Here is a 23,858-nt window from a genome sequence, read left to right on the forward strand (position 1 = left end):
GAGTGAGAATTTCGCTATCTCAACCCTTGAGATAAATCAAACCTGGCTCAGTTATTCGGCTCGAACGACTTCGGCTAAGGTTTGCAAGCGCTGCAGGCTATTTTTTACGTAAGGGTTATCGGTATCCCAAGCGTATCCAGCAAGGATCGAGCTGATCATCTGCTTAATTCTCGGGTTGGGCTTCTGATAGAAAATCACATCTTGCAATGTACCGTTATACCAGCCTTCAACGTAGGTTCTAAACGTATTGACGCCGACCATTAGCGGTTCAGCGTAATCTTGCTGCCAATCGACTTTTTCACCATTTAGCTGTCGAATCACGCACTCTGCCGCATACTGAGCTGACTTCATTGCAATGGTCACGCCCGAAGAAAACACAGGATCAAGAAACTCGCCCGCATTACCAAGCAGTGCGTAATGCTGTGTTGCAAGGTGTTTTACATTAGCAGAATAGCCACCAAGTTCACCGGCAGGGTTTGGATACTCAGCATTAGCAAGTAACGCAGCTAAACCAGATTCTTCGCTGGCAAGTTGTTTGATCGCCGCAATCTTATCGTCTGGGTAATTGTCAAAGAACGCCGGTTCGCCAACAATTCCGAATGAACAAATACCATTCGAGAAAGGGATCAACCAATACCAGACGTCATGGTTATCAGGGTGGACCGAGATAAGGATCTTGTTGCGATCATATTCGGTATCTGTCACATCAATATTATCGACGATGTGAGTGAAGATCGCTTTACGCGGCGGCAAGCATGAAGGTTCTTCAAGATCGAGCATACGTGGTAACACACGGCCGAAACCGCTGGCATCTAACACGTAATCCGCTTCAATTTGATAGGGGTTGCCGTTTTGATCATTCACTGTCAGTAGTGAACGTTCACCGACAAACTCCATCTCTAACAGCTCATGTTGATAGCGAATTTCAACACCTTGGTCTGACGCGCTATCTGCCAACACTTTATCAAACGTGCCGCGTTGGACTTGGAAAGTCGTCCCCGGCCCCGGCGTAAACTTGTCAGTGAAGTTAAACTGGGTGTATATCCCGTCACGCCTAAATGCCGCGCCATCTTTGTATTGAAAGCCGGCCTCATTAACAGCATCTAACATACCGGCTTGCTCAACGACTTCCATACAAGCGGGCAGTAGACTTTCGCCTATTGAGAAACGGGGAAACTGCGCTTTTTCAATCACAGTGACTTTAATATTTTGCGCGTGAAGTAACGCAGAAACGGTAGAGCCTGACGGCCCTGCTCCAACAACTAAAACTTGAGTATTTTCTTTATGCATAACAACTAATCATATTGCTCACGGTCATTCGACCGCTTACTGGGCTTTTAATTTTAATAGTGTGTGGCCTAGACCGATGTTATCGGTTCTCTCTTCAACCATTAAGCCAGCAGCTTCTATGATCTCAAGAAAATCATCACTGCGATAGAAACGGCTATTACCATTCGCTAGACAAGTGAAATAGAGTGACGTTGCGTTAAGGCTGTACGATGCAGCGTCATACTTTTGTGCATCCCAAAACAGCTCAAGAATATAAACAGAGTCACCGCTTCGCAGCTGATTTTTGACCCGTTTCAAAATGCTTAAGATTTCCATCGGTGAAAAACAGTCTAGGAACTGACTCATCCACCATACATCAGCATGTTCAGGAAGAGTTTGTTGCTTATCAAGCATGTTGGCTGGAAACGGCGTTACGCGCTCTGTGAAGCCATTTTTTTCTGCATTGGCCATCGCCATTTCAAGTTGCTGTGGCAAATCAACAATGGTAATCGAAACATCGGCGTCATGGTTGCAGCACTGCATGGCCCACTTGCCCGTGTTACCACCGATATCAACTAGGGTTTTGGGCTTCGCTTTGAACACTTCTTCCAGCAAAATGGGGAATGAACGGTCAGAATAGAAGTGATCAAACTTAAACCAGCTCTGTTTAGCTTGTTCAGGTAGTTGAGAAAGCCCTTGATAGATGGTTTCCCACTCGCCAAGTTCTTTAAGGCCTGCAGGCTTACCTTCAACAATAGATTCGGTTAAATGCATCATCGCTGCGTAACAAACATCAGCGGTAAAATCCATATTCGCATTAGTCATGCCATCATGAAGAATGAAATAGCCTAAATTGGCTAAAGAATAGTTAGGCTTTTCCCACAAAACGATATCCGCGCTGATCGCCATATCCAAAAGCACTTTCACGCCATATTCCGAGATGCCCGTTTGCTGCGCGATTGTTTCAGCAGGTAAACCTTGGCTACCTGCGCTATCGAGTACCTTCAAGACACCAATATCACGTAACGTCCTTGCGGTATGAAATGTGATGGGTGCAAATGAAAGCTTCTGAGCTTCTGTCTTTGCCTGTAATGCGTTAAATCGATCTTTATTTTTATCTAGCACGAAAAACCTAACTATTTATCTTCAATTTGGTTACTGTTCCGCCGCAACCAGCGACAGTTGACGTTTAATATCTACATTCAGGTTATTCACCCAACGATTGTAGTTACGATGGATTTTGCCATCTTCTGCTTTTAAATTATCTGAGTTGAGATAAAGAATGGAGTAAAACTTAGAGTTAAATGGGATTTTTACTTCTGCATAATGCGAGCGAACATGAAGTTTTGCATTAAGTTCACCTGAATTAACCTCTTCAACAATCCAACCGCGATTCGTTGCTGCTTGCATAATCGCCATCTTAACTTGTTTACTTTGAAGATTATATCCAACTGGAGTATCCTCAACATTCATTACTGGCTGAACACGCCCACAACCGACAAGTAATAATGCAAGCAATAGTGAGCTGAGTAACTTAAGTGGTGACATATTAATAATTCCTTATTAGGTTTGTTAGTCAGTAATAGTATTTCGCTGTAAACACAACAATTCAATCTCTTATGCCAATATCAGTTCAAAACATTTCATTTAATATCGATTCATGGCTCGCGCATTCTAACGGATTTTCGCAGTCTCAAGATTGGGACAATTGGGCAATTAGTTTACAGTGGCCTGAAGAAACCAAATTGATCACGTCCGCAATACCGCCAATGATGCGCCGCCGAATGAGTAATTTGTCCAAACTGGCAGTACAAACCGCCATTGAATTGCTCAGTGAGCATCAAGTTGATTACCTAGTATTTGCCAGTCGACACGGCGAATTACAGCGTAGTGCAGCACTGATCAAAGATATTATTCAAGGTGAAGAAGCATCACCAATGGCCTTTGCTCAGTCTGTCCATAACACCGCTGCAGGCCTCGCGACGATTGCAACAAAGAAACCGATTCCACTAACGTCGATCTCAGCTGCCGAAAATACCTTCCAAAGTGCAATACTTGAAGCTTGGTTGTACCTCAGCGACAACCCAGATCACAAAGTGCTGGTTATCGACTTCGATGAGCCGCTGCCAGAACCGTATACAACTTTTGAAACCCAAGACTACCGGGGTTACGGGCTCGGATTAGTGCTATCAAGCGGCCATCAGTTCGCCGTATCCTTTTCCGACAACACCGAGTACCACCAAGCGACGCTCCCACAAGGTTTAGAGTTTGTCCGCCAATATTTGTCAAATAAGCGGGACTGGATGATTGAATCACCTCGCCAATTGGGGAGTTGGACACGTTCATGAGGAAGATGAACCAATATTGGCGAGTGTTCGCTACTGGTTTCTGTTTTACTCTTTTTGGACTCGGTGGTTTAGTTCTGAGTTTTATTGTCATTCCCGTCATACGATTATTGACCAAGGGACAAAAAGAAACCGAATATAAAGTCCAGGGAACAATACAACGTTCGTTTAATTTTTTCTGTCAAACGATGAAATTTACCGGTGCGATTGATTATAAGATCATCGGCGCTGATATTTTGAAGCAAGACAGAAATTGTCTGATCGTTGCCAATCACCCTAGCCTAATTGATTATGTGCTTATTGCTTCTCAACTTGAGCGCTGTGATTGTTTGGTAAAATCAGCAATATGGGTCAATCCATTTATGAAGCATATCGTCAAAGCAGCCGGATATATCCCCAACGAAACTCCGGACGATCTGTTATCTATTTGCGAGCAGCGCTTTGACGAGGGGAACGTATTATTAGTTTTCCCTGAAGGCACGCGAACAACCCCAGGCGTTCAATCAAAATTACAACGTGGTTCTGCGCAAATAGCGGTACGCACAAAGAGAGATTTACGTCTAGTACATATTACTGTCTCTCCGAGTTTTCTCACAAAAGAGAAAAAGTGGTATCAAGTGCCCCCAACTAAGCCTTTTTTCCTTGTTGAAGTTAAGGATAAAGTTGAGGTTGAGCCTTTTATCAAGCAAACTACATCTCAAACGTTAGCGGCTCGCCGTTTACAACAGCATTTAGCGGAAACACTCTTTCCTGAAAATCCATAGTTACAAGCAGGTCCAAGTGGAAAAACTACATAACGAAATCAAACAACTCATCATTGATGCGCTTAATCTAGAAGATTTAACCATTGAAGATATCGAAACTGACGCGCCTCTATTCGGCGACGGCTTAGGTTTAGATTCTATCGATGCACTCGAACTTGGTTTGGCGATCAAGAAAAAGTACAACATTGTAATTGATGCGGATGACTCTAATACCCGTGAGCACTTCGCATCGGTGAGCAATCTTGCAAGCTATATCTCTGCCCAAACTAGTGAATAATTCGTAGGTACTTTCATGACAGATGTAAACAAAGAACAAGTATTTGACCAAGTGAAGGACGCACTTGAAGAATTGTTTGAAATTGATGCTACGGATATTGTGCCAGAAGCACATCTATACCAAGACCTCGATCTAGATAGCATTGACGCTGTCGATCTTGTGGTCCACCTACAAAATGTAACAGGCAAGAAAATCAAACCTGCGGAATTCAGTACTGTTCGAACAGTAGATGACGTAGTAAACGCAGTAACTGAGCTTCTGAAGGACGCCTAATGCGCCAATTGCTGACAATATTGTCCGCAGTTGTTCTGCTTGCTTACCCATTTGCTATCTATTTTGGCATAGAACGTTTTGGTATTTCTTTGGTGGGGGTAGTGCTTATCGTCGCCTTAGGAGTGCGGTTGTTTTCCGTTCAGCGAACTCAGTTGAAAGAACTCAAATCCGTTGTTCAGATCAGCGCGATCACTGGGATCTCACTGGTTGGCCTAAGCATCCTGTTTAAACAACATGGATGGATGACGTTTTACCCCGTCGTGGTCAACCTATGTATGCTGATTGTGTTCGCCTCCAGTTTTAAACAACCACAAACCATCATCGAACGATTGGCTCGGCTTCAAGAGCCTAACTTGCCTGAAAGTGGCGTAGCTTACACCCGTAAAGTTACTGCAATTTGGTGTGCGTTCTTCATAATCAATGGGCTGATAGCACTCTATACCTGCTTTCAGCCATTAGAGATTTGGACGCTCTATAACGGGCTAATCAGTTATCTACTTGCAGGCACTCTTATGGGTACTGAATGGGTAGTTCGCCAGTTTATTCGTAGGGATCACTAAACATCATGCCACTCGCTTCTACTGACTTTGTGTCAATTGAAAACTTACTCTGTGCTCACCGAGCATCATCAACACCGGTTGCCTTTGATCAGCAGCAGGTGATGTCTTGGGCAGAGTTTCAACATGATGTTGCTTACTATACTGACAAACTATCCCAGCAAGACGTTCAACGCGTCGCTCTCTGCTTTAGTGATAGCTACCTGTTTGCAGTCGGCTTTTTCGCTGCCTGCTACGCACAAAAAGCGCTCGTCCTTCCAGGAAACTACCAGACGGAAGCTGTCAAAGAGTTACAACAGCACTTTGATTTATTGCTCCATGATGATGCAGTCCCAATTGCAACAGGGCTTACTGCTTTAACGATAAGCAAACAATCCGCTCCAAGCACTGAGGCATGCTCATTCGACTGGCAACCATTAGCTGCAGAAGACCTGATTGTCACTTTGTTTACTTCTGGTTCTAGCGGCTCAGCAAAAGCGATAAGCAAGAGCCTTGAACAGCTTGATATCGAACTTTCGATTTTGCAGTCATTGTGGGGTGAGCAAATTGATGAGACTCGAATTGAAAGTACCGTCTCTCACCAACATATTTACGGCTTGCTGTTCCGCCTTTTATGGCCATTGTGTGCTGCGAGACCATTCGCGACGCAAAACCTCGAGTTCCCAGAACAAATTGTTCACCATGCCAGCCCAGACACCGTGTTAGTCAGCAGTCCGGCACTATTAAAACGCCTAACTCAAGAACACCAGCGTACCCCACTGAGGGCTGTATTCTCTTCTGGTGGCCCACTGGCAAACTCAGCGGCTATTCACAGTGAAGAGCTGTTTAATCAATTACCTATTGAAGTGTTTGGCAGCACGGAAACCGGGGGTATCGCACACAGGCAGCAGTTCTCTGCATCGACTCCTTGGCAATTATTCCCCGGTATTGAAGCCCAATTGAACGAAGAGCGTTGTTTACGATTACGCTCTCCACATATCAACGGCCAAGAATGGTATCAAACTGCCGATGAGTGCTATTTTCATGATAAGGTTTCCTTTGAACTGAAAGGCCGTACTGACCGAATTGTTAAAGTTGAAGAAAAGCGCATCTCGCTAGTTGAAGTCGAAAAACGACTAGAGCAACTAGAATGGATTGAAGAGAGCGCCGTAATTCCAAAAACCGAGGAGAGCAGACTCTCGCTATGTGCCGTTATCGTCCTCACGGAAAAAGGCCAGCAAGAGATCGATGCCCTAGGTAAGGGAAAATTTTGGATTGCCCTTAGGAAAGCGTTACGAAATTGGTTAGAGCCTATCGCGATTCCAAGAAAGTACCGCTTAGTGGATGAGATTCCCTTGAATAGCCAAGGGAAACGACAAGTCACTGAAATAGCCAAATTATTCCAATAAAGACAAATAACAATGGAACAAAGAAAACCAACCATTACCGAAGTGCACGTCGAAGACAAAAGCGCGACTATCATCATGAAAGTCGATGCTAATATCTTGGATTTTCGTGGTCACTTTACCCACTTCCCACTCTTACCTGGTGTCAGCCAAATTGATTGGGCGCTGTTTTACGCCATTGAGTATTTAGGCACTCCGCCTCTTTTCAAAGGAATGGAAGTGATCAAGTTCCAAGAACCCATCCTGCCCGATAGCGTAGTGACTCTTGAGCTCACTTGGGACGATGATAAACAAAAGCTCGCGTTCAAATACCGCTCTCATACCCCAGACCGACTGATCATTCACTCTTCTGGCAAGATGAAGTTAGGTGGATAGTGTGAGCCATTACCAAGCCTGTTTTCTTATCCCTTGCTACAACCACAGCAGCACCATCGCCGCTGTGGTGTCCTCACTAGACTCTTTTAAACTCCCTTTTATCGTTGTGGACGACGGTAGCAATCAAGAAACAAAACACACATTAGACCAAGTTTCGCAGCAAGATAATGTCACGCTGGTTACCTTAGAGCAGAACCAAGGTAAAGGCGGAGCTGTGATGGCGGGCATTCGCCAAGCAAGCGAACTGGGTTACAGTCATGTGATCCAAATTGATGCCGATGGCCAACATGACATCCAAGCGCTACCGACACTGATGGAGCGTTCCGCACAATACCCAGAGCATTTAATTTCAGGCCAGCCTGTTTATGATGAAAGCGTGCCGAAAGCTCGCCTTTACGGACGTTACGCCACTCATATTTGGGTCTGGATAGAAACCCTCTCCTTTGCGATTAAAGACAGCATGTGCGGCTTTCGTGCCTACCCCGTGAAAAGCACCATCGCCGTGCTCGATAAATACGATATTGGCACGCGTATGGACTTCGACATCGAGATTTTAGTCCGTATGTATTGGGAAGGTGTCGACATCGACTTTGTCGAAACTCGGGTGATCTACCCTGAAGGGGGCATCTCGCACTTTGATGCACTTTGGGACAATGTAAAGATCAGTTGGATGCATACACGGCTGTTCTTTGGCATGTTGCCAAGAATCCCAAAGTTGCTAGCACGAAAGCGTAAGAAGACAGCCAATGCCCATTGGTCAAAACGCCAAGAGCAAGGCACCATCATCGGCATTAAACTGATGTTGGCGATCTACAGTTTACTGGGCCGTAAGGCATTTAACCTAATCCTTAAGCTAGTCATACGCTACTACCATCTGACAGGTAAAGATGCCAAACAAGCTTCTGAAACCTACTTGGCTCAACTCTCTAGCTACGCGTCTCAGCAGCAGATTGAATTGCCTCAGCCTATAGATAGCTACCATCACCTGCTCTCTTTTGGCCACACCATGATCGATAAACTTGCCGCATGGAAAGGCGACTTTAGTGTTGATAACCTCACAATCCATGGTCAAGAGCAGTTTCAAGAGATGGTCGACAACAATCAGGGCGTGTTATTGCTAGGATCGCACCTAGGCAATATCGAGCTTTGCCGAGCGCTTGGCCGTCGACACAAGCATATTAAGATCAACGCACTGGTCTTTACCGAGCATGCTGAGCGCTTTAACACGGTAATGAAAGCCGTCAACCCTAAGTCAGACTTGAATCTGATTCAGGTAAGCTCGATGGGGCCAGACACCGCTATTTTGCTGCAACAGAAGATCGAACAAGGTGAGTGGGTGGTGATCGTCGGTGACAGAACCTCCACCAGCAAAGAGAGCCGCTCTGTTTGGGCTGACTTTTTGGGTAAACCTGCTCCTTTCCCGCAAGGGCCATTTATGTTGGCTTCTGTGCTGAAAGCCCCTGTATATTTGCTATTTGGCTTAAGAGATGACTCAAGTGAGACACCTCACTTCAACGTCTACTTTGAGCATTTTAGCGACAAACTCGTATTACCAAGAAAAGAGCGCCAGAAAGCGCTACAAGAAGTGGTGCAAAACTACGCTAATCGCCTAGAGCACTACACACTACAAGCCCCTTTACAATGGTATAATTTTTTCAATTTTTGGACATTAAGTAATCAGCACGATGACGACGCAAAACAATAAAACCATTACGTTTGGCGCACAGGCTTTAACCATCGAAGATGTGGTAGCCATTGCTCAAGGTGCCAATGCCGATATCAACAGCTCGCCAGAGTTTACCGCTAAGATCGACCGCGGTGTCGCTTTTCTGGAGCGACTGCTAAAAGAAGAAGGCGTCATCTACGGCGTGACAACAGGCTACGGTGACTCATGTACGGTTGCTATTCCGCCTAACTTAGTCGATGAGCTGCCATTGCACCTGACTCGCTTCCACGGCTGTGGTCTCGGTGAAGTGCTATCTCATGAGCAAGCACGCGCAGTACTGGCAACTCGCCTTTGTTCGCTGGCTCAAGGGGTATCGGGCGTCACGCACGACTTACTTAACCAAATCGTTACGCTGATTAACCGAGATATCGCGCCGCGCATCCCGCAAGAAGGCTCTGTTGGGGCAAGTGGTGACTTAACGCCACTTTCTTACTTGGCTGCTGCACTTATCGGTGAGCGTGACGTGTTATACAAAGGCGAAACTCGCCCAACGGCAGAAGTGTTCGCTGAGCTAGGCATTGACCCTATTCATCTCAAGCCGAAAGAAGGCTTAGCACTGATGAACGGAACATCGGTAATGACCGCGCTGGCTTGTCTTGCTTACAAACGTGCTGAGTATCTCGCGCAGCTGTGTACCAAGATTACGGCGATGGTATCGGTTGGTATGCACGGTAATGACTTCCACTTTGACGAAGCGTTGTTTGCGGTGAAACCTCACCCTGGCCAACAGCAAGTTGCGGCTTGGCTGCGTGATGACTTAAAAGCTGAACGCCCACCACGCAACAGTGACCGCTTACAAGATCGTTATTCACTACGCTGCGCACCACATGTAATTGGTGTGGTTCAAGACTCACTGCCGTGGCTACGTTCAATGATTGAAAATGAATTGAACAGTGCCAACGATAACCCAATCATTGACGGTGATAACGAACGCGTCCTGCATGGCGGTCACTTCTACGGTGGTCACATCGCAATGGCAATGGATACGCTAAAAACAGGTATTGCTAACCTTGCCGATCTGCTTGATCGTCAAATGGCGCAGTTGATGGATTACAAATTCAATAACGGTCTGCCATTTAACCTAACCGGTGCTGAAGGCGAGCGTAAGCCAATCAACCATGGCTTTAAAGCAGTGCAAATTGGCATTTCAGCATGGACAGCTGAAGCGCTTAAGCACACTATGCCAGCGAGCGTGTTCTCACGTTCAACTGAATGTCACAACCAAGATAAAGTGAGCATGGGCACCATTGCGGCGCGCGACTGTCTACGTGTGCTAGAGCTAACAGAACAAGTGGCAGCGGCGTCTCTGCTTGCGAGTATTCAGGCGGTAGAAATTCGACGCCGTCATAATGAGCTCGACGAGCACCACATGAGCGACAACTTGAAGATGATCCGTGATGCGGTGCTGAGTGAATTCGAATTCGTCATCGAAGACCGTCCACTTGAGCACGATTTGCGCCACTTTATCGAGCGTATCCAGCAGCGTCACTGGTCGCTCTATTCGGAGGCGTAATGGAGCAAGAGATCCTTTTTCCTCTTGAATCGGAGGTGACTATGGTCACCTCTTTCCAAGATGCCGATCCTATGGGTGTGATATACCACGGTAACTACTTCCGCTTTTTTGAAGAAGCCCGTCGTATCATGATGGACAAGATTGGCTACGGATACTTAGCGATGAATGAATCTGGCTATATGTGGCCGATCATTGATACGCGTGTAAAGTACGTTAAAGCAATCCCGTTTAATCATCAGATCCGCGTGACTGCCAAGCTTACCGAATGGGAAAACCGCTTGCGTGTCGACTACGTCATTTACGATGCTCAAACAGGCAAACGCATGTGTAAAGCGCACACCACTCAAGTGGCGGTTTCTATCAAAGAACAAGAGATGTGTTTCGCCTCACCACATGTATTTATCGATAAAGTCGAGCAATGGCACCGAGAAGGAAAAGTCATATGATCAAACGCTGTCTGGCTTCACTGCTAATGTTGCTCTCTCCCCTAGCATGGTCATCAGTTACAGATTTGGCTTCGCTACAAACTCAACTTTCTCAACATGAGACAGTGCGAGGGGATTTTGTTCAACAACGCCATATTGAGATGTTTGAACAGCCATTAAGCTCTGAAGGCCACTTTACCCTGAATAAAGAGCAAGGTTTGCTGTGGCAACAAGAGACACCTTTCCCAGTTGGTTTAGTACTTACTCAAGACAAACTGCGTCAAACCTTTGCGGGTCAGCAACCACAAGTTATTACCGCGAAAGAAAACCCAATGGCATTTTACTTTAGCCACGTTTTCCTTGCTGTTTTCCACGGCGATACAGAAGCGCTCAAAGAACAGTTTGATATTGCCTTCAACACTGAATCTGACCAGTGGACAATCGAACTGACGCCACTCAATGCGCCACTTAATGCGGTATTCACATCGATTACTCTGTCAGGCAGTGACAATATCGACCAACTCGAACTGTTAGAGATTCGTGGCGATAAAACCGACATTATCTTCACCAACCAAACACATCAGCCTGAAGGATTAACCGATGTTGAAAAGCAACAGTTCAACTTCTGATCCTTGGTTTATGGGTAAACGAATAGCAATTGCATGGCTAGGAATGGCGGGACTGTTCTTAGCCATGTTGTCCTATCAATGGCTATGGTCAGCGCAATCACCGATTGAAACTGACATCCTCAAACTGCTACCTAAAAACCAACAGAACCCTGTGGCAGAGCAAGCTTTCGAGGCCGTTTCAAATAACCTTAGTGATAAGGTCGTGTTTGTTGTTACTGCGCCTGAAAGTCAAAACAGCTACGCGGCAGCAGGCAAACTGGCTCAAGAGCTTAGTGATACTGGCTTATTCGCTGACGTGGTTGGCCAAGTTGATGAAAAGCAGCAAAGTCTCTGGGCCGCCTATTACTTCCAGCACCGCTTTCAGCAACTCACTGAAGCGCAACGTCAACGCTTAACCCAGCAGCCCCAGGCGCAAGTCCAATATGTCTTACAGTCAATCTATAACCCGTTTTCTGGCGTAACAGGCAATGAGCTTAACAGCGACCCATTTTTGATTTTTCGCGACTACCTTTCACAGCTCACCCAACTTAGCAGTGCCTTTACCCTCAACAATGGCTTTCTCTCTACAAGCTACCAAGGGCAAGAGTACATACTGGTCACTGCAACCCTAAAAGATTCCCCCTACAGCCTTAATGCACAAAACGGTGTGGGTACGATCCAACAAATTGAGCAAAGCCTGACTGAGCAATATCAAGTTGAGTTTTATCATACTGGGGTTCTATTCTACGCTGAATTCGGCACACAAAGCGCCAAATCTGAGATCAGCACCATTGGACTGTTTTCTTTGCTCGGTGTCGTCGTCCTAATCATCGGCGTATTTCGCAGTGCTGCCCCTCTTTCACTGGCATTGCTCTCGATCACGATTGGTTTGATTGCCGCACTCTCGGTGACAACATGGCTATTTGGTACCGTTCATCTATTTAGTTTAGTGTTTGGCGCAAGCCTAATTGGCGTTTCCATCGACTATGCGTTTCATTACCTCACCGAACGTTTAGCTGCCGGTAACCAATGGGATAGCAAAAAAGGATTAAAGCATATCTTTGCTGCCATCACGATGGGCCTACTGACAAGTCTAATTGGCTATATGGGGATGCTGATCGCCCCATTCCCTGGCCTGCAACAGTTAGCGCTATTTTCATCGATTGGCTTAGCAGCAGCCTATGCCACCGTTGTAGCTTGGTACCCAATCCTTGCGGTTAAACCAAGTAAAACCAGACCACTTCCCGGCCAGACTATTTGGCAACACTGGCTCAATGTGTGGTCGAAGCCAATGGTGCGCCGAGCACTACCGCTTACGTGTCTGATTGTGGCATTAGTTCCGCTGGCTAACCTTCAATATGATGATGATATTCGCCAGCTTCAAGCAATGCCTGAATCGTTGAAGCAGCAAGAAACCTTTATCTCACAACTGAGTGGCTTAAACTCATCACAACAAATGGTGGTCGTCACTGCTGATGATGATGAGCAGCTTTTGCAAAAACTCGAAGCCTTTAATAACCAACTGATGCAATGGCAAAACCAAGGTGTGATTGAAGGTTTTCAGAGCCTCACGCAATACATTAGCTCAACAGCAACTCAAAAGGCTGACTATGAGCTGATTGAAGACTTGTACCGTAACCAAGGCCCTGTACTGGCCAGTATGCTAAAGCTCACCGACGTTCCGCAGTTAACTCAAACCTTAGAACCAGTCTCTCTGCAAGATTATTTGACTCACTCCGTTTCCGAGCCTGTTCGTTTTCTCTATGTCGGTAACGTTGAGGGCAAAGTCGCAAGTGTCGTGCTGCTTAAAGAGCTAAACAATATCGAAACAGTCAAAGAGTATGTCGCCTACCAGCCAGATATGAGCTACCTAAACAAAGCGGCTGAAATCTCCGCTCTGTTTGCTGATTACCGTATCAAGGTGATGGAGCTTATCGCCGTGGCCTTATTGGTCATTAGTGGCGTGCTGACCAAGCGCTATGGCTTTACCCATGCAATTACGATTCTGATTCCGTCACTGATTGCTTGTGTCGCGGGACTTTCCGCAGCATCTGCGATTGGATCGACACTGAATCTGTTCAATTTACTCGCACTTATTCTCATTATTGGGATTGGCATCGACTACACACTGTTTTTTGCTGAAAAAGCACGTAGCCCTAGTACATTACTCGCGATCACCTTATCTGCTATGACAACACTATTGTCATTTGGCCTACTGTCACTCAGTGAGACTCACGCCATTCATAGCTTTGGTATCACTGTACTCAGTGGCATCTTTGTCGCTTGGCTGCTGTCCCCATTAGCAATTAAAGAGAGGCACTCGTGAAACTGGTTCATATAACAAAAACACTAACCGTGATCGCGATGTGCGGTGTGCTTGCTGCCTGCGCCTCTAAGCCTAAGGACACCACACCACAAGTTGAAATCGCGCAAGGTCAAATGGTTAATCTGCCCTCGCCTAGCTCTCTTGGTTATGGCCTGAATGCTAGTCAACTGATCACCGCAACTTGGACAGTTGATGACAATGCGCGCTCAGAGCAATTACCTGTTCAACTTCAAGTCAGCGCAGATAAGTTGGTACTCGCAGGGTTTTCTTCTTGGGGAACGCGTATCTTGTCGCTGACTTATCAAGATGATGCGATAACCAGTGATGTTCTAACCGGATTAGGCAGCGCGCTTCCCGCACCAGAACAGGTACTATTTAATCTAATGATCACTCTCTGGCCCTCTTCTGCTTGGGAAGGTCCTTTAAATGAGGTAAGGTGGCAAGTGATTGATAAAGCAGACTCTCGAGCGATTTTCGATAGCAATGGCACTCAAATTATCGACATAAAATACGGTAACAATGAGAAGCTAGATGGAGAAATTATCTTTCACCATCTCATTGATGGCTACACTATAAAAGTGAATACGCTCCAGTATCAACAAGTACAACTGACACCGCAGTAATATCCATGACAACAAACATTTCTAGACCCATTTTTATACAAAGTTGTGGCTTTCACAGTGCGATGGGCTCAGCCGAGTCTGAAATCCATCAATGTTTAAATGGTCAGCAGCAAGCGAACATGGTGACAGACACTCGCAGCTTAAATACTGGAGCGGCAACTGTCGTTGGCCAAGTGAGTAAATCACTGCCTGCAATTCCAACACACCTGAGCAAATTCAATACGCGCAACAACCAATTGGCTCTCTCAGCGCTACTGCAAATCGAAGAGAGTGTTCAGCAAGCAATTGAGCAGTTTGGTCATTCGCGAATTGCAGTTGTGATCGGAACTAGCACCTCTGGAATCTCTGATGGAGAGGTGGCCTATCAACAGAAAATTAAATCTGATGAGTTTCCAAGTGACTACCACTACCGCAAGCAAGAGTTAGGCAATACCAGCGAGTTTATCGCCCAATACTTCGACCTATCAGGCCCTTGCTATGCGGTATCAACAGCATGTTCATCAAGTGGTCGAGTGTTTATTACCGCTCAGCGTTTACTTCGCAGTGGTATTGTCGATGCCGTCATCGTCGGTGGTGTCGATACCCTTTGCCGTCTGACATTAAATGGTTTTCATGGCCTAGAGGCGCTATCTCAAACCTTATGTCAGCCATTTAGTGCTAACCGCAACGGCATCAACATCGGCGAGTCAGCCGCGTTGATGTTGCTCAGCAATGAACCCTCAACGGTCGCACTTCTTGGAGCCGGAGACAGCTCTGACGCTCACCATATTTCAGCGCCTCACCCCGAGGGCAATGGTGCGGAAGTGGCGATGCAAAAAGCGCTCACTGATGCTAGTTTGACGGCTGATGACATCGGATATATCAACGCCCATGGAACCGCAACCCCGCTCAACGACAGCATGGAAAGCAAAGCCATCTATCGACTGTTTGGCTCAAAGGTGCCAGTCAGTTCAACAAAACCGCTTACTGGTCATACTCTTGGCGCAGCTAGCGCTACTGAAGCCGCCATTGCATGGCACATTTTAAAACATGATTTAGAGCTACCAATTCAGCATTGCCAAGATAAAGCTGACGATATTGAAGTTTCACTGGTTGAAGCTCCGACTAAACTGGCGGGCAAAGCAATTTTAAGCAACTCTTTTGCTTTTGGTGGTAATAACATTAGTCTAATTTTTGGTTACACCCATGACTAACTTCCCTTCAATTGATCAACTATTGCCGCATGACGATCCGATGATTCTGATCGACGAAGCGCTAGATATTCAAGCAGACAGCATTCATTGCCAAGTAGAGATCGGGGCTAAAAACCCGTTCTTCGACCAAGAGTCGCAAACTTTACCGGCTTACGTCGGTATCGAGTTTATGGCTCAGTCCGTCGCCGCTTGGTCTGGCTATCACTCTTTACAAAAAGGCGAACAGCCACCGATTGGCTTCCTACTTGGCAGCCGTCGTTACTCTTCTCATTGCGATAGATTCCAAAATGGACAGCGTCTTGATGTTTTTGCTGAAAAAGTAATGGAAGATAACGGAATGGCAGTATTCACGGCACGTATCGAATTCGAACAACAAATAATGGCAAGCTGCCAACTCAACGTATACGTACCAACAGAAGAAAAATTACAAGAAATGAAAATCAGGAGTCAACAATGACCCGACAAGTACTAGTCACAGGTGCAAGTAAAGGGATTGGCAAAGCGATCGCTACCCAGCTTGCGACAGATGGATTTACCATTGTTGTCCACTATATGGGCGATATGAAGGGTGCCCAAGACACCCTAGATACCATCGAGAAAAACGGTGGCAATGGTCGTCTAATTCAATTTGATATCAGCAATCGCGAAGAGTGTCGTGAAAAGCTTGAAGCCGATATTGAACAAAATGGCGCATACTATGGCGTAGTAAACAATGCCGGCATCACCCGTGATACCGCCTTCCCTGCGATGACTGAAGAAGAGTGGGACGGTGTTATCCATACCAACCTAGATAGCTTCTACAACGTACTGCACCCTTGTGTGATGCCAATGGTACAAAAACGCAAAGGTGGTCGAATTGTGACCCTAGCATCTGTATCTGGCTTAATGGGTAACCGTGGTCAAACCAACTACAGCGCCGCAAAAGCCGGCGTGATTGGTGCAACCAAGTCACTGGCGCTAGAGCTCGCTAAGCGTAAAATTACCGTTAACTGTGTCGCTCCGGGTCTGATTGATACCGGTATGGTTGATGAGCACGTCAAAGAACACGCGATGCCACAGATTCCACTGCGTCGTATGGGCGAACCTGAAGAAGTGGCAGGCCTTGTTAGCTACCTAATGTCAGACATCGCAGGTTACGTGACTCGCCAAGTTATCTCGGTAAATGGAGGCCTAGTATGAGCCGCCGCGTAGTAGTGACTGGCATGTCAGGTGTCACCGCGTTTGGTAACGACTGGCAAACGGTAGAACCTAAGCTTCGAGCTTGTGAGAATGCTACCCAATACATGGAATCTTACGAGCAATATGATGGCCTAAATACCAAACTGGCCGCGCCTGTTGATGACTTTGAGCTGCCAAAGCATTACAAACGTAAACAAGTTCGCGGCATGGGCCGAGTCTCTAAGCTCGCCACTGTGGCAACTGAGAATGCCCTTATTCAATCAGGACTGATTGGTAACGATGTTCTGACTAACGGCCAAACGGGTATTGCCTACGGTTCATCAACAGGCAGTACTGATGCGATTGGTGCCTTCGGCGTCATGCTCAATGACAAAACCACCAAAGCGATCACCGCGACTACTTACGTGCAAATGATGCCGCATACGACTGCGGTTAACGTTGGTCTATTCTTCGGCCTAAAAGGTCGTGTGATTCCCACCAGCAGCGCGTGTACATCGGGCAGCCAAGCGATCGGTTACGCTTATGAAGCCATCAAACACGGCTACCAAACTGTAATGGTGGCAGGTGGCGGCGAAGAGCTTTGCCCTACCGAATCAGCGGTATTTGATACCCTGTTTGCGACCAGCTTAAAGAACGAAGCGCCAAAGTCTACACCACGCCCTTATGACAGCCACCGTGATGGCCTAGTGATTGGTGAAGGTGCTGGTACGCTAGTACTGGAAGAGTATGAACATGCGAAAGCGCGCGGTGCGAAGATCTACGCTGAGATCATCGGTTTTGCCAGCAACTGCGATGCTGCCCACGTCACTCAACCACAAATGGAAACCATGCAAATCTGTATGGAAATGGCGATGCAAGATGCAGGCATTGAACCTGAGAAGATCGATTACGTTTCGGCGCACGGCACAGCAACTGACCGCGGTGACATCGCAGAGAGTAATGCAACTGCCAACGCTCTGGGTAAAGTGCCAATCAGTTCATTGAAGAGCTACTTTGGCCATACGCTTGGGGCGTGTGGCGCGATTGAAGCTTGGTTAAGCCTAGAGATGATGCACACAGGCTGGTTTAGCCCAACACTCAACCTTGAGTCGCTAGACGAGCAATGTGGCAACTTAGACTACATTACTGGTTCAGGCCGTGAACTAGAGGTTGAATACTTAATGAGTAACAACTTTGCATTTGGTGGCATCAACACTTCGATCATCTTTAAGAAGATCTAATTTCTCTAGTTGCCATAAATGAGAAAACGGACTGGTCATTGCCAGTCCGTTTTTGTTTATTCGCGTATTGTTTATTAGTGTAGGGATTCTCGATTGAACTAATATTGGCGTCCCTACTCCAACCAATATTACACATCTCCCGTAGCCACTATCTATGTCTCTATTATTGCTCTCTACTGCGCTCATTGCCTCTACCGACTCAACACTTAAATACCAAATCGAACCGACTTCTACTGGCCATGACGCCGTAACCGTCAGCGTTGAGACAAACTCCCTTGGAACGTTTCACGCTCTGCCAGCAAGAACACTCGCCAACGACACGCAACCCACTTTATTCTGCGTTACTGCGAATGGAAGCCAGACTGCGATTGAGTACCAAACGCCTATCCAATGTGACCATGTCACTTGGCAACTGCCGCTTGCGGCGATAGGCAAAGACGGCTTCGATATCGCTAAACAAATCGATAGCTACGAGCCAATCAAGGGCTGGAGTTTTGTTAGTGAATTTAACTCCCTTCCACGTTTTGCTACGCACAATGATGAGCTTATTCCCGCGCAAGTTTGCTCCCCTGACAATCAATGTGGCTGGATGCCTGATGCCGACCGACCACCGCTGTTTGTTGTTTGGGGTCTTAAGCCAGTCGAGCTAAACATCAATGGAAAAACGATTAAGGTCACCACGGACACCGAGCAGATTTTGCAAACTATGGACGACTGGAAACCTGCACTTGAGTCCCAGTTGAATTACCTTATAAGCCTGTTTCCTGACAGTTCGGTGAATCAGTGGGATATCGCTTTCTTTAGCCGAGATAAACAAGCTGGCAGCGTCAGTGGCGCCGCCGGAAGCAATAAAATTCTTATCAATGCCATCTTAGACAATGGTCAGTTCGAAGATGATGAAATGCCGATGCTGCTTAAGATAGCGGCTCACGAATCAATGCATTTACTCGACACCTCTTCACCGTTGTGGGCATCTGAAAGCCTTGCTGAATACTATGCCATCAAGTCTCTCGATAAAACTCAATATAAGTTCACAGACCCGAAAGCTCAGTGGGACGGTTTTGCTCAAAGCTTTCCTTTCGCATCAACCGGACTTTTTGAAGCCAGCAATCTTGTATCGACGGAACAGCAGTATCAATATTACCCACTGTTTTACGTCAAGGGCCCTGCGTTTTGGCAAGCGCTCGACCAGAGCCTAATGGATAAAGGGGAGAGTTTAGATTCGCGATTACCGACTCTGACTTACAACAAAGATGGCAGCCTTTCTGAAGCTTCCATCGGGGAACTAACCAAGATTATCGGCAAGAAAAAGTGGGATGAGCTTACGAAGCTGTACCTATAACTAGAATGGATTGGTGAGCAGTATATCTACCGTTCACCAGTTTATAGGCATTACAAATCCGCCAACAAAGTTTTGGACAAAAATGATTTAGAAAGCTAAAGATTTAAATCAATTATTCTTACTGTACACCTCTTTTAGGGGCTAATTTAAGAATTGAATCGACGATCTTTTCACCATTATTTTCAACTGCCTCTATAACGGTGATATCTTGCTGTATGCAGCTCAAAAACTCAGTGTGGCTATACTCTATTATAAAACAAAGCAACAACCGTTCTAATTCAGGTGTTGCTGTTACATACCATGGCCAAGGAAACTCATCAGCTTTCTGCGGTAAAATAACTAAACACTCTGACACCGAGATCGGTACTACGATAAAAGGCTCACTATTTATACTAGTGAAGATGTTGCACGTATCTGGTAGTGCGATGGCTTTGTGTGGAGAACGAATAAGAACCCATTGGTTATCAAAAAGCGGCTTAGATAGCTTTCGATACACTTCATGATTGTTGAAAATACTTTCATAAATGAATTGAACATGGCTAGTATCATTAGCTTTTTCTACTCCATAGTGCTGCTCAATGACAGGTTTCAACTTTGCATTGTGTGACTCGATAAATGCTGGGTCTCTAATATGTTGAATAACAATAAAACCAACCAACGCCTGCTTCTGAGGCATATTGAGAGGCTCAACTTTTAAGACTTTTTCTATGGGGATAGAAGCATCACCTTCCACTAACCCGAAATATGCCTCTAACCTATCCGAGTACAGATTTCGAACAAATCCCCACTTACCAAATGAAGTATCTATATAGTTGACAACTCCTTTTGATATTGAGTTCTTTCTGATTATGCCCTTTTCCGACCAATACTTTTTAATAAATGATTTAGGGATGAAGTGATTGTCTCTTACTTTATTAATTTTCAAAGCCTTTGCTGATGAAGGTGTATTCTCTTTTTCAAGCGCTGCTCTTGTTTTTAATTTCCAACGGTTATTATATTTTTCTAGCCATACATTTTCGGCTAGAATTTTTCCTGTATTCAGTATCTTTTGTTGCCCGAATTCACCTAAACAATGTTCTCTTTCTAATTCTAAATCAATGTCATTTGGCAGTAGTTCAGAGGTTTGAGCTTCAATGACCTTAGATTCAATGTAGTTCCTCAACTTAGCGAGTTCGAGGATCATTTCTTCTCGTAAGTTGATGTGAAGCTCTGTCATTTGAGGTACAGAAATCCTGTCCATTTCATGGAATATCTGATCCACGACTTCTCCCCAGATCTCAACCAATGCTTGTGCTTGTTTATCGTCAGTACCCGAAAACAATTCGCATAAGCGTTTTTTCATGAAATCTCCTGTGAATATATTGAACCACAATTATAAATATCATATAGAAAATAAGGGACTGATTGAAAAATTTCCGACTAGGCTGAGAAGTTACAACTCATTTTGGGGCAAAGGCGATTTAACCAAAACAGCTAAGGTATACCCTAGCCTTAAATTGGCAAGCGTTAATCGTCCTGCTTTAGAGGACTGACATTAGCCTTCAGGCTTTATATCAAAACTAGTAAAACAAAGTCTCAAGTTTCCACCACAAACTCAAATCACTTCCTTTGATGACCGTGCTCGCGATTTTGCTGTGTATCGTAACTGATTTGCTTACCTACATTCTTCAGTTGGACCCCAACTTTATTAAACGCATTTTGGATAGTTGCTGAGACATGCTGTTGACCTTCTCCCTCCAAAAAACTTGCTCTATCTTGGTTCGTTTCGAATACACAGACTATTTCTAAGCTTTGTGGAAAAGAGGAGAGTTTGACCGTATGAGTCACCCAAAGAAAACCATCGTAGCCTTTTAACGTATCTTCACAAACTTCGGTTAAAACGTCTCGAATTTGATTTTCAGTCTTCTTGTCTGTTTTACGCATAGTGCGAACTTCCTACTAACACTTTTAAAATGCCCACTGTATAGCCCTAATGCAACTCACTAAAGAGCAAGTGGTATTACTCAATTTGATCACTTTGTTTAATGAAAACTTAGTGACTCGCCTATCAGCAAAGTCTTATTGCCCGTAACAGTATTAACTTGCTTTTGAAGCTTCGTGCCGCTCTACCATAAACGCGATCACTTCTTCATTTAAGCAGGACTTACTGATGTACTGACGCTGTTTACCCAAATGAAGGATTAAGCCTAAGCCGGTTTGTTCAAGTTGATCGATTTCATTCCAAGCAATTTGTCGGTCGATTTTACCGCTTTTATAACCCACACCATTCGCGTTCACTTGAAGAACCACCTTGCTACCACGGCTTGAGCTGATAGTTTGTCGCCATAGCCACCATGTTCTTTTGAAGTAAACACTACATGTTTCAATCACACTCAATACAATAAAGAACCAACCGACGTAACCGTTAGGTAGCAGCTTAAACTCTACTAACACCACACCAAAAATAAGAAAGAGTATCCCTTTCAAATAAGCTTGTGGGAACCTAGCAGGCAGACTAGTTTGATCATAACACTCTGCAAAGAAAGGCTTGTCGAGTGTGTATTCTGTGGTGAAGTCGAAATCTTTAGACATGTATAATTACTTTAAGGTTTCTGTGAATGAGTATTCAGGTTACGATCTTGCAACGCGAGCATTGTATCGCTTCTAGGAGCTTATCTTTAGCAATTTTGATTCTGTTTTGTAAATCAATTATACCGAGGGTAGCTCTAAGGACCATAAGAGTTGTCTAACTGGATGACTGTTGGCTCAAGATCATCCGTTACCAAACTGATATCAGCGTGACTAAGCAGCCCCCAAGTCACGACTTGCTTATCATCAGTAATCGCCGCGAAAGCGTAAAGAGAGCTCACGATGGTCTCAACATTGCTTAGTGAGCCCGTTAGATTGAGTGACGTATCCCCACCTCGGGTCGCGTCGCCCCAAGCAACAACACTACCGTCTGATTTTTTGGCCGCGAATGCCCCGCGTGCCGCTACAACAAAATCGACATTAACCAAGTCGGCACTCACTGCGCTGCTATCACCACCGTCATTAGCGTCTCCCCACGCCACAACCGTACCTGCCGACTCAACAGCGGCGAAGGCATCTCTTGTGGCGGCAATCATAGTCGCATTAGTCACCGTTGGCTCTAAGAATGCGGTGTTGCCCGATACCCCATAACTGACGCCGTCAATACTTCCCCAGCTAACAATGCTGCCATCATTGATTAGAGCAGCGAAACCAAACCAAGTACTGTACAAAGAACCCACATTGGTTATTCTTGCCGCTAAAGTCGCCATGTCACCACCATACGGATTGTAGCCATGACTGGTGACAGAGCCATCATTTTTGAGCAGAGCATAAGCCAGGTCATTACCCACAGCGGATTGAACATCACTCGCAGCATAGTTTGGCATAACAGAAACGGGCACGCCCCCAGAGCTGTCTAGTCCCCAAAAATATGTAGAACCACTATTATCGATCGCAACAAAAGAGCTGGTGTTGCCTATCACGTTGGTGATATTACTTGGCGCCAACCCTTCCAAATCACCGCCTCTGAGCGCATCACCCCATACCACGACACTGCCATCACCTTTACGCGCGGTGAAGGCAAAACTGTTGCTGCTGATATCAAGAACATTGGTTAGCTGAGCCTGAACAGCAGAGCTATCCCCTCCTCGGGTGGCATCTCCCCACGCGACAACCGTACCATCTCCTTTTACTGCAGCGTAGGCAAAGTTAGAAGCCGTGATACTGGTAACATCATTTAATTGGCCAGCAACTGCACTTGAGTCGCCGCCATACGATGCGTCTCCCCAAGTGACGACGCTACCATCTGTTTTAATTGCTGCAAATGTGCCGTTACCGGGTACAATCGTCTCTACACTCACCAACTCACCCGCCACAGAACTCGAGTCGCCTCCGTTGGCTGATATCCCCCAAGTAACGATCGAACCATCCGTTTTCCTAGCCGCGAATGCAAAGTCGTTGCTGATGATCTCTTCTACGACAATACTCTGGAATGTCGCGTATTCAGACTGGCTTATCACTTGTTCAGAATCGGTAAGTTGAACTTCAATACGAACTGTTTTTCCAAGGTCAGATAATGTGAACTCATGGCTATCCGTGGTACTGACTACCGTATTGTCGATGAGCCATCGGTAATAGACAGTCCCGGGACAGTCATCACAACTGATCACGACTTGAGCGGTGCTGCCTAAGGTCATTAAGCCATTAAGTTGAATGCTATTGAGTTTTGCTTTGGATGCTACAGCGACAGATTCAGATTCAGATTCAGTATGAGAAGTTGAACAGTTTGATACCACCTCCGTCACAGGAGACAAGTCACCGCACGGGTACTCCCATTTACAGGCGGTCATTAGAACAGTGATAGAGGCGACAAGAAAAACTTTCATTGGCAAATATCTCGACACATGAAGCCATGTTCAAGCAAAGCCAACAAAAGTATTAATAATTTTT

General features: G+C 45.7%; 25 protein-coding genes. 18 read left to right on the forward strand and 7 right to left on the reverse strand.

All coding sequences use genetic code 11. The features are described from left to right. Window positions 1-51 precede the first annotated feature (51 nt). Genes VIA_RS08595 through VIA_RS08605 form a run of 3 tightly spaced genes read right to left on the reverse strand, consistent with a single transcriptional unit; the run spans window position 52 to window position 2,817 of the window. Complete coding sequence (locus VIA_RS08595; protein ID WP_004412450.1) at window positions 52-1,290, reverse strand: NAD(P)/FAD-dependent oxidoreductase; 1,239 nt, start codon at window positions 1,288-1,290, stop codon at window positions 52-54. 36 nt (window positions 1,291-1,326) lie between these two features. Continuing rightward, a complete protein-coding gene (locus VIA_RS08600; protein WP_004412451.1) occupies window positions 1,327-2,394 on the reverse strand; it encodes a methyltransferase in 1,068 nt (355 codons plus the stop codon). 30 nt (window positions 2,395-2,424) lie between these two features. Continuing rightward, a complete protein-coding gene (locus tag VIA_RS08605; RefSeq protein WP_004412452.1) occupies window positions 2,425-2,817 on the reverse strand; it encodes a hypothetical protein in 393 nt (130 codons plus the stop codon). 71 nt (window positions 2,818-2,888) lie between these two features. Between VIA_RS08605 and VIA_RS08610 the strand changes: the two genes are divergently transcribed. The 18 genes from VIA_RS08610 (at window position 2,889) to VIA_RS08695 (ending at window position 19,400) form a co-directional block, all read left to right on the forward strand. Beyond that, a complete protein-coding gene (locus VIA_RS08610) occupies window positions 2,889-3,617 on the forward strand; it encodes a beta-ketoacyl synthase chain length factor (RefSeq protein WP_004412453.1) in 729 nt (242 codons plus the stop codon). After that, window positions 3,614-4,378: a lysophospholipid acyltransferase family protein gene (locus VIA_RS08615; protein ID WP_004412454.1), complete on the forward strand. Its 765-nt coding sequence runs from the start codon at window positions 3,614-3,616 to the stop codon at window positions 4,376-4,378. The genes VIA_RS08610 and VIA_RS08615 overlap by 4 nt, the downstream gene beginning before the upstream one ends. Window positions 4,379-4,394: 16 nt before the next feature. Further along, a complete protein-coding gene (locus VIA_RS08620; RefSeq protein ID WP_004412455.1) occupies window positions 4,395-4,655 on the forward strand; it encodes a phosphopantetheine-binding protein in 261 nt (86 codons plus the stop codon). Between the two features lie 15 nt (window positions 4,656-4,670). Continuing rightward, on the forward strand, window positions 4,671-4,928 hold the full coding sequence (locus VIA_RS08625; RefSeq protein ID WP_004412456.1) for an acyl carrier protein: 258 nt from the start codon (window positions 4,671-4,673) through the stop codon (window positions 4,926-4,928). Then, on the forward strand, window positions 4,928-5,488 hold the full coding sequence (locus tag VIA_RS08630) for a COG4648 family protein (RefSeq protein ID WP_004412457.1): 561 nt from the start codon (window positions 4,928-4,930) through the stop codon (window positions 5,486-5,488). The genes VIA_RS08625 and VIA_RS08630 overlap by 1 nt, the downstream gene beginning before the upstream one ends. A 5-nt stretch (window positions 5,489-5,493) precedes the next feature. Next, window positions 5,494-6,873, forward strand: coding sequence for an AMP-binding protein (locus tag VIA_RS08635; RefSeq protein ID WP_004412458.1), 1,380 nt, complete (start codon window positions 5,494-5,496; stop codon window positions 6,871-6,873). A 12-nt stretch (window positions 6,874-6,885) separates the two neighbouring features. Next, window positions 6,886-7,245 (forward strand): ApeI family dehydratase, encoded by a 360-nt coding sequence (locus VIA_RS08640; RefSeq protein ID WP_004412459.1) that lies wholly within the window; start codon window positions 6,886-6,888, stop codon window positions 7,243-7,245. A gap of 1 nt (window position 7,246) precedes the next feature. Beyond that, entirely contained in the window at window positions 7,247-8,950 is a 1,704-nt protein-coding gene (locus VIA_RS08645) for a glycosyltransferase family 2 protein (protein WP_004412460.1), read from the forward strand. Next, complete coding sequence (locus VIA_RS08650) at window positions 8,931-10,484, forward strand: HAL/PAL/TAL family ammonia-lyase (RefSeq protein ID WP_004412461.1); 1,554 nt, start codon at window positions 8,931-8,933, stop codon at window positions 10,482-10,484. Before VIA_RS08645 ends, VIA_RS08650 begins: the two co-directional genes overlap by 20 nt. Next, complete coding sequence (locus VIA_RS08655) at window positions 10,484-10,930, forward strand: acyl-CoA thioesterase (protein ID WP_004412462.1); 447 nt, start codon at window positions 10,484-10,486, stop codon at window positions 10,928-10,930. The genes VIA_RS08650 and VIA_RS08655 overlap by 1 nt, the downstream gene beginning before the upstream one ends. Further along, entirely contained in the window at window positions 10,927-11,538 is a 612-nt protein-coding gene (locus VIA_RS08660) for a LolA family protein (protein ID WP_004412463.1), read from the forward strand. Before VIA_RS08655 ends, VIA_RS08660 begins: the two co-directional genes overlap by 4 nt. Next, window positions 11,510-13,843: an MMPL family transporter gene (locus tag VIA_RS08665; RefSeq protein WP_004412464.1), complete on the forward strand. Its 2,334-nt coding sequence runs from the start codon at window positions 11,510-11,512 to the stop codon at window positions 13,841-13,843. The genes VIA_RS08660 and VIA_RS08665 overlap by 29 nt, the downstream gene beginning before the upstream one ends. After that, window positions 13,840-14,466 (forward strand): DUF3261 domain-containing protein, encoded by a 627-nt coding sequence (locus VIA_RS08670; RefSeq protein ID WP_004412465.1) that lies wholly within the window; start codon window positions 13,840-13,842, stop codon window positions 14,464-14,466. Before VIA_RS08665 ends, VIA_RS08670 begins: the two co-directional genes overlap by 4 nt. Before the next feature lie 5 nt (window positions 14,467-14,471). Beyond that, complete coding sequence (locus VIA_RS08675) at window positions 14,472-15,659, forward strand: beta-ketoacyl-[acyl-carrier-protein] synthase family protein (RefSeq protein ID WP_004417300.1); 1,188 nt, start codon at window positions 14,472-14,474, stop codon at window positions 15,657-15,659. Next, a complete protein-coding gene (locus tag VIA_RS08680) occupies window positions 15,652-16,116 on the forward strand; it encodes a hotdog family protein (RefSeq protein ID WP_004412467.1) in 465 nt (154 codons plus the stop codon). Before VIA_RS08675 ends, VIA_RS08680 begins: the two co-directional genes overlap by 8 nt. Beyond that, entirely contained in the window at window positions 16,113-16,838 is a 726-nt protein-coding gene (locus VIA_RS08685) for a 3-ketoacyl-ACP reductase FabG2 (protein WP_004412468.1), read from the forward strand. Before VIA_RS08680 ends, VIA_RS08685 begins: the two co-directional genes overlap by 4 nt. Then, window positions 16,835-18,058 (forward strand): beta-ketoacyl-ACP synthase, encoded by a 1,224-nt coding sequence (locus VIA_RS08690; protein WP_004412469.1) that lies wholly within the window; start codon window positions 16,835-16,837, stop codon window positions 18,056-18,058. The genes VIA_RS08685 and VIA_RS08690 overlap by 4 nt, the downstream gene beginning before the upstream one ends. Before the next feature lie 154 nt (window positions 18,059-18,212). Beyond that, window positions 18,213-19,400, forward strand: coding sequence for a hypothetical protein (locus VIA_RS08695; RefSeq protein WP_004412470.1), 1,188 nt, complete (start codon window positions 18,213-18,215; stop codon window positions 19,398-19,400). A gap of 118 nt (window positions 19,401-19,518) precedes the next feature. Here VIA_RS08695 and VIA_RS08700 read toward each other — a convergent pair whose 3' ends face one another. The 4 genes from VIA_RS08700 to VIA_RS08720 form a co-directional block, all read right to left on the reverse strand. Further along, a complete protein-coding gene (locus VIA_RS08700; RefSeq protein WP_004412471.1) occupies window positions 19,519-20,742 on the reverse strand; it encodes a DUF4238 domain-containing protein in 1,224 nt (407 codons plus the stop codon). 257 nt (window positions 20,743-20,999) lie between these two features. Continuing rightward, complete coding sequence (locus VIA_RS08710) at window positions 21,000-21,323, reverse strand: hypothetical protein (protein ID WP_004412472.1); 324 nt, start codon at window positions 21,321-21,323, stop codon at window positions 21,000-21,002. 153 nt (window positions 21,324-21,476) lie between these two features. Next, window positions 21,477-21,971: a YcxB family protein gene (locus tag VIA_RS08715; protein ID WP_004412473.1), complete on the reverse strand. Its 495-nt coding sequence runs from the start codon at window positions 21,969-21,971 to the stop codon at window positions 21,477-21,479. A 134-nt stretch (window positions 21,972-22,105) separates the two neighbouring features. Beyond that, a complete protein-coding gene (locus tag VIA_RS08720; RefSeq protein ID WP_004412474.1) occupies window positions 22,106-23,794 on the reverse strand; it encodes an RCC1 domain-containing protein in 1,689 nt (562 codons plus the stop codon). Window positions 23,795-23,858: the final 64 nt, after the last annotated feature.

This window comes from Vibrio orientalis CIP 102891 = ATCC 33934 (assembly GCF_000176235.1).
GTDB lineage: Bacteria > Pseudomonadota > Gammaproteobacteria > Enterobacterales > Vibrionaceae > Vibrio > Vibrio orientalis.

Coding starts and splice junctions, on each gene's coding strand:
- VIA_RS08700 (WP_004412471.1), bottom strand. CDS start 20,742: ATGAAAAAACGCTTATGCGAATTGTTTTCGGGTACTGACGATAAACAA.
- VIA_RS08640 (WP_004412459.1), top strand. CDS start 6,886: ATGGAACAAAGAAAACCAACCATTACCGAAGTGCACGTCGAAGACAAA.
- VIA_RS08680 (WP_004412467.1), top strand. CDS start 15,652: ATGACTAACTTCCCTTCAATTGATCAACTATTGCCGCATGACGATCCG.
- VIA_RS08650 (WP_004412461.1), top strand. CDS start 8,931: ATGACGACGCAAAACAATAAAACCATTACGTTTGGCGCACAGGCTTTA.
- VIA_RS08685 (WP_004412468.1), top strand. CDS start 16,113: ATGACCCGACAAGTACTAGTCACAGGTGCAAGTAAAGGGATTGGCAAA.
- VIA_RS08595 (WP_004412450.1), bottom strand. CDS start 1,290: ATGCATAAAGAAAATACTCAAGTTTTAGTTGTTGGAGCAGGGCCGTCA.
- VIA_RS08665 (WP_004412464.1), top strand. CDS start 11,510: ATGTTGAAAAGCAACAGTTCAACTTCTGATCCTTGGTTTATGGGTAAA.
- VIA_RS08715 (WP_004412473.1), bottom strand. CDS start 21,971: ATGTCTAAAGATTTCGACTTCACCACAGAATACACACTCGACAAGCCT.
- VIA_RS08710 (WP_004412472.1), bottom strand. CDS start 21,323: ATGCGTAAAACAGACAAGAAGACTGAAAATCAAATTCGAGACGTTTTA.
- VIA_RS08635 (WP_004412458.1), top strand. CDS start 5,494: ATGCCACTCGCTTCTACTGACTTTGTGTCAATTGAAAACTTACTCTGT.
- VIA_RS08655 (WP_004412462.1), top strand. CDS start 10,484: ATGGAGCAAGAGATCCTTTTTCCTCTTGAATCGGAGGTGACTATGGTC.
- VIA_RS08720 (WP_004412474.1), bottom strand. CDS start 23,794: ATGAAAGTTTTTCTTGTCGCCTCTATCACTGTTCTAATGACCGCCTGT.
- VIA_RS08690 (WP_004412469.1), top strand. CDS start 16,835: ATGAGCCGCCGCGTAGTAGTGACTGGCATGTCAGGTGTCACCGCGTTT.
- VIA_RS08630 (WP_004412457.1), top strand. CDS start 4,928: ATGCGCCAATTGCTGACAATATTGTCCGCAGTTGTTCTGCTTGCTTAC.
- VIA_RS08605 (WP_004412452.1), bottom strand. CDS start 2,817: ATGTCACCACTTAAGTTACTCAGCTCACTATTGCTTGCATTATTACTT.
- VIA_RS08660 (WP_004412463.1), top strand. CDS start 10,927: ATGATCAAACGCTGTCTGGCTTCACTGCTAATGTTGCTCTCTCCCCTA.
- VIA_RS08625 (WP_004412456.1), top strand. CDS start 4,671: ATGACAGATGTAAACAAAGAACAAGTATTTGACCAAGTGAAGGACGCA.
- VIA_RS08695 (WP_004412470.1), top strand. CDS start 18,213: ATGTCTCTATTATTGCTCTCTACTGCGCTCATTGCCTCTACCGACTCA.
- VIA_RS08675 (WP_004417300.1), top strand. CDS start 14,472: ATGACAACAAACATTTCTAGACCCATTTTTATACAAAGTTGTGGCTTT.
- VIA_RS08615 (WP_004412454.1), top strand. CDS start 3,614: ATGAGGAAGATGAACCAATATTGGCGAGTGTTCGCTACTGGTTTCTGT.
- VIA_RS08610 (WP_004412453.1), top strand. CDS start 2,889: ATGCCAATATCAGTTCAAAACATTTCATTTAATATCGATTCATGGCTC.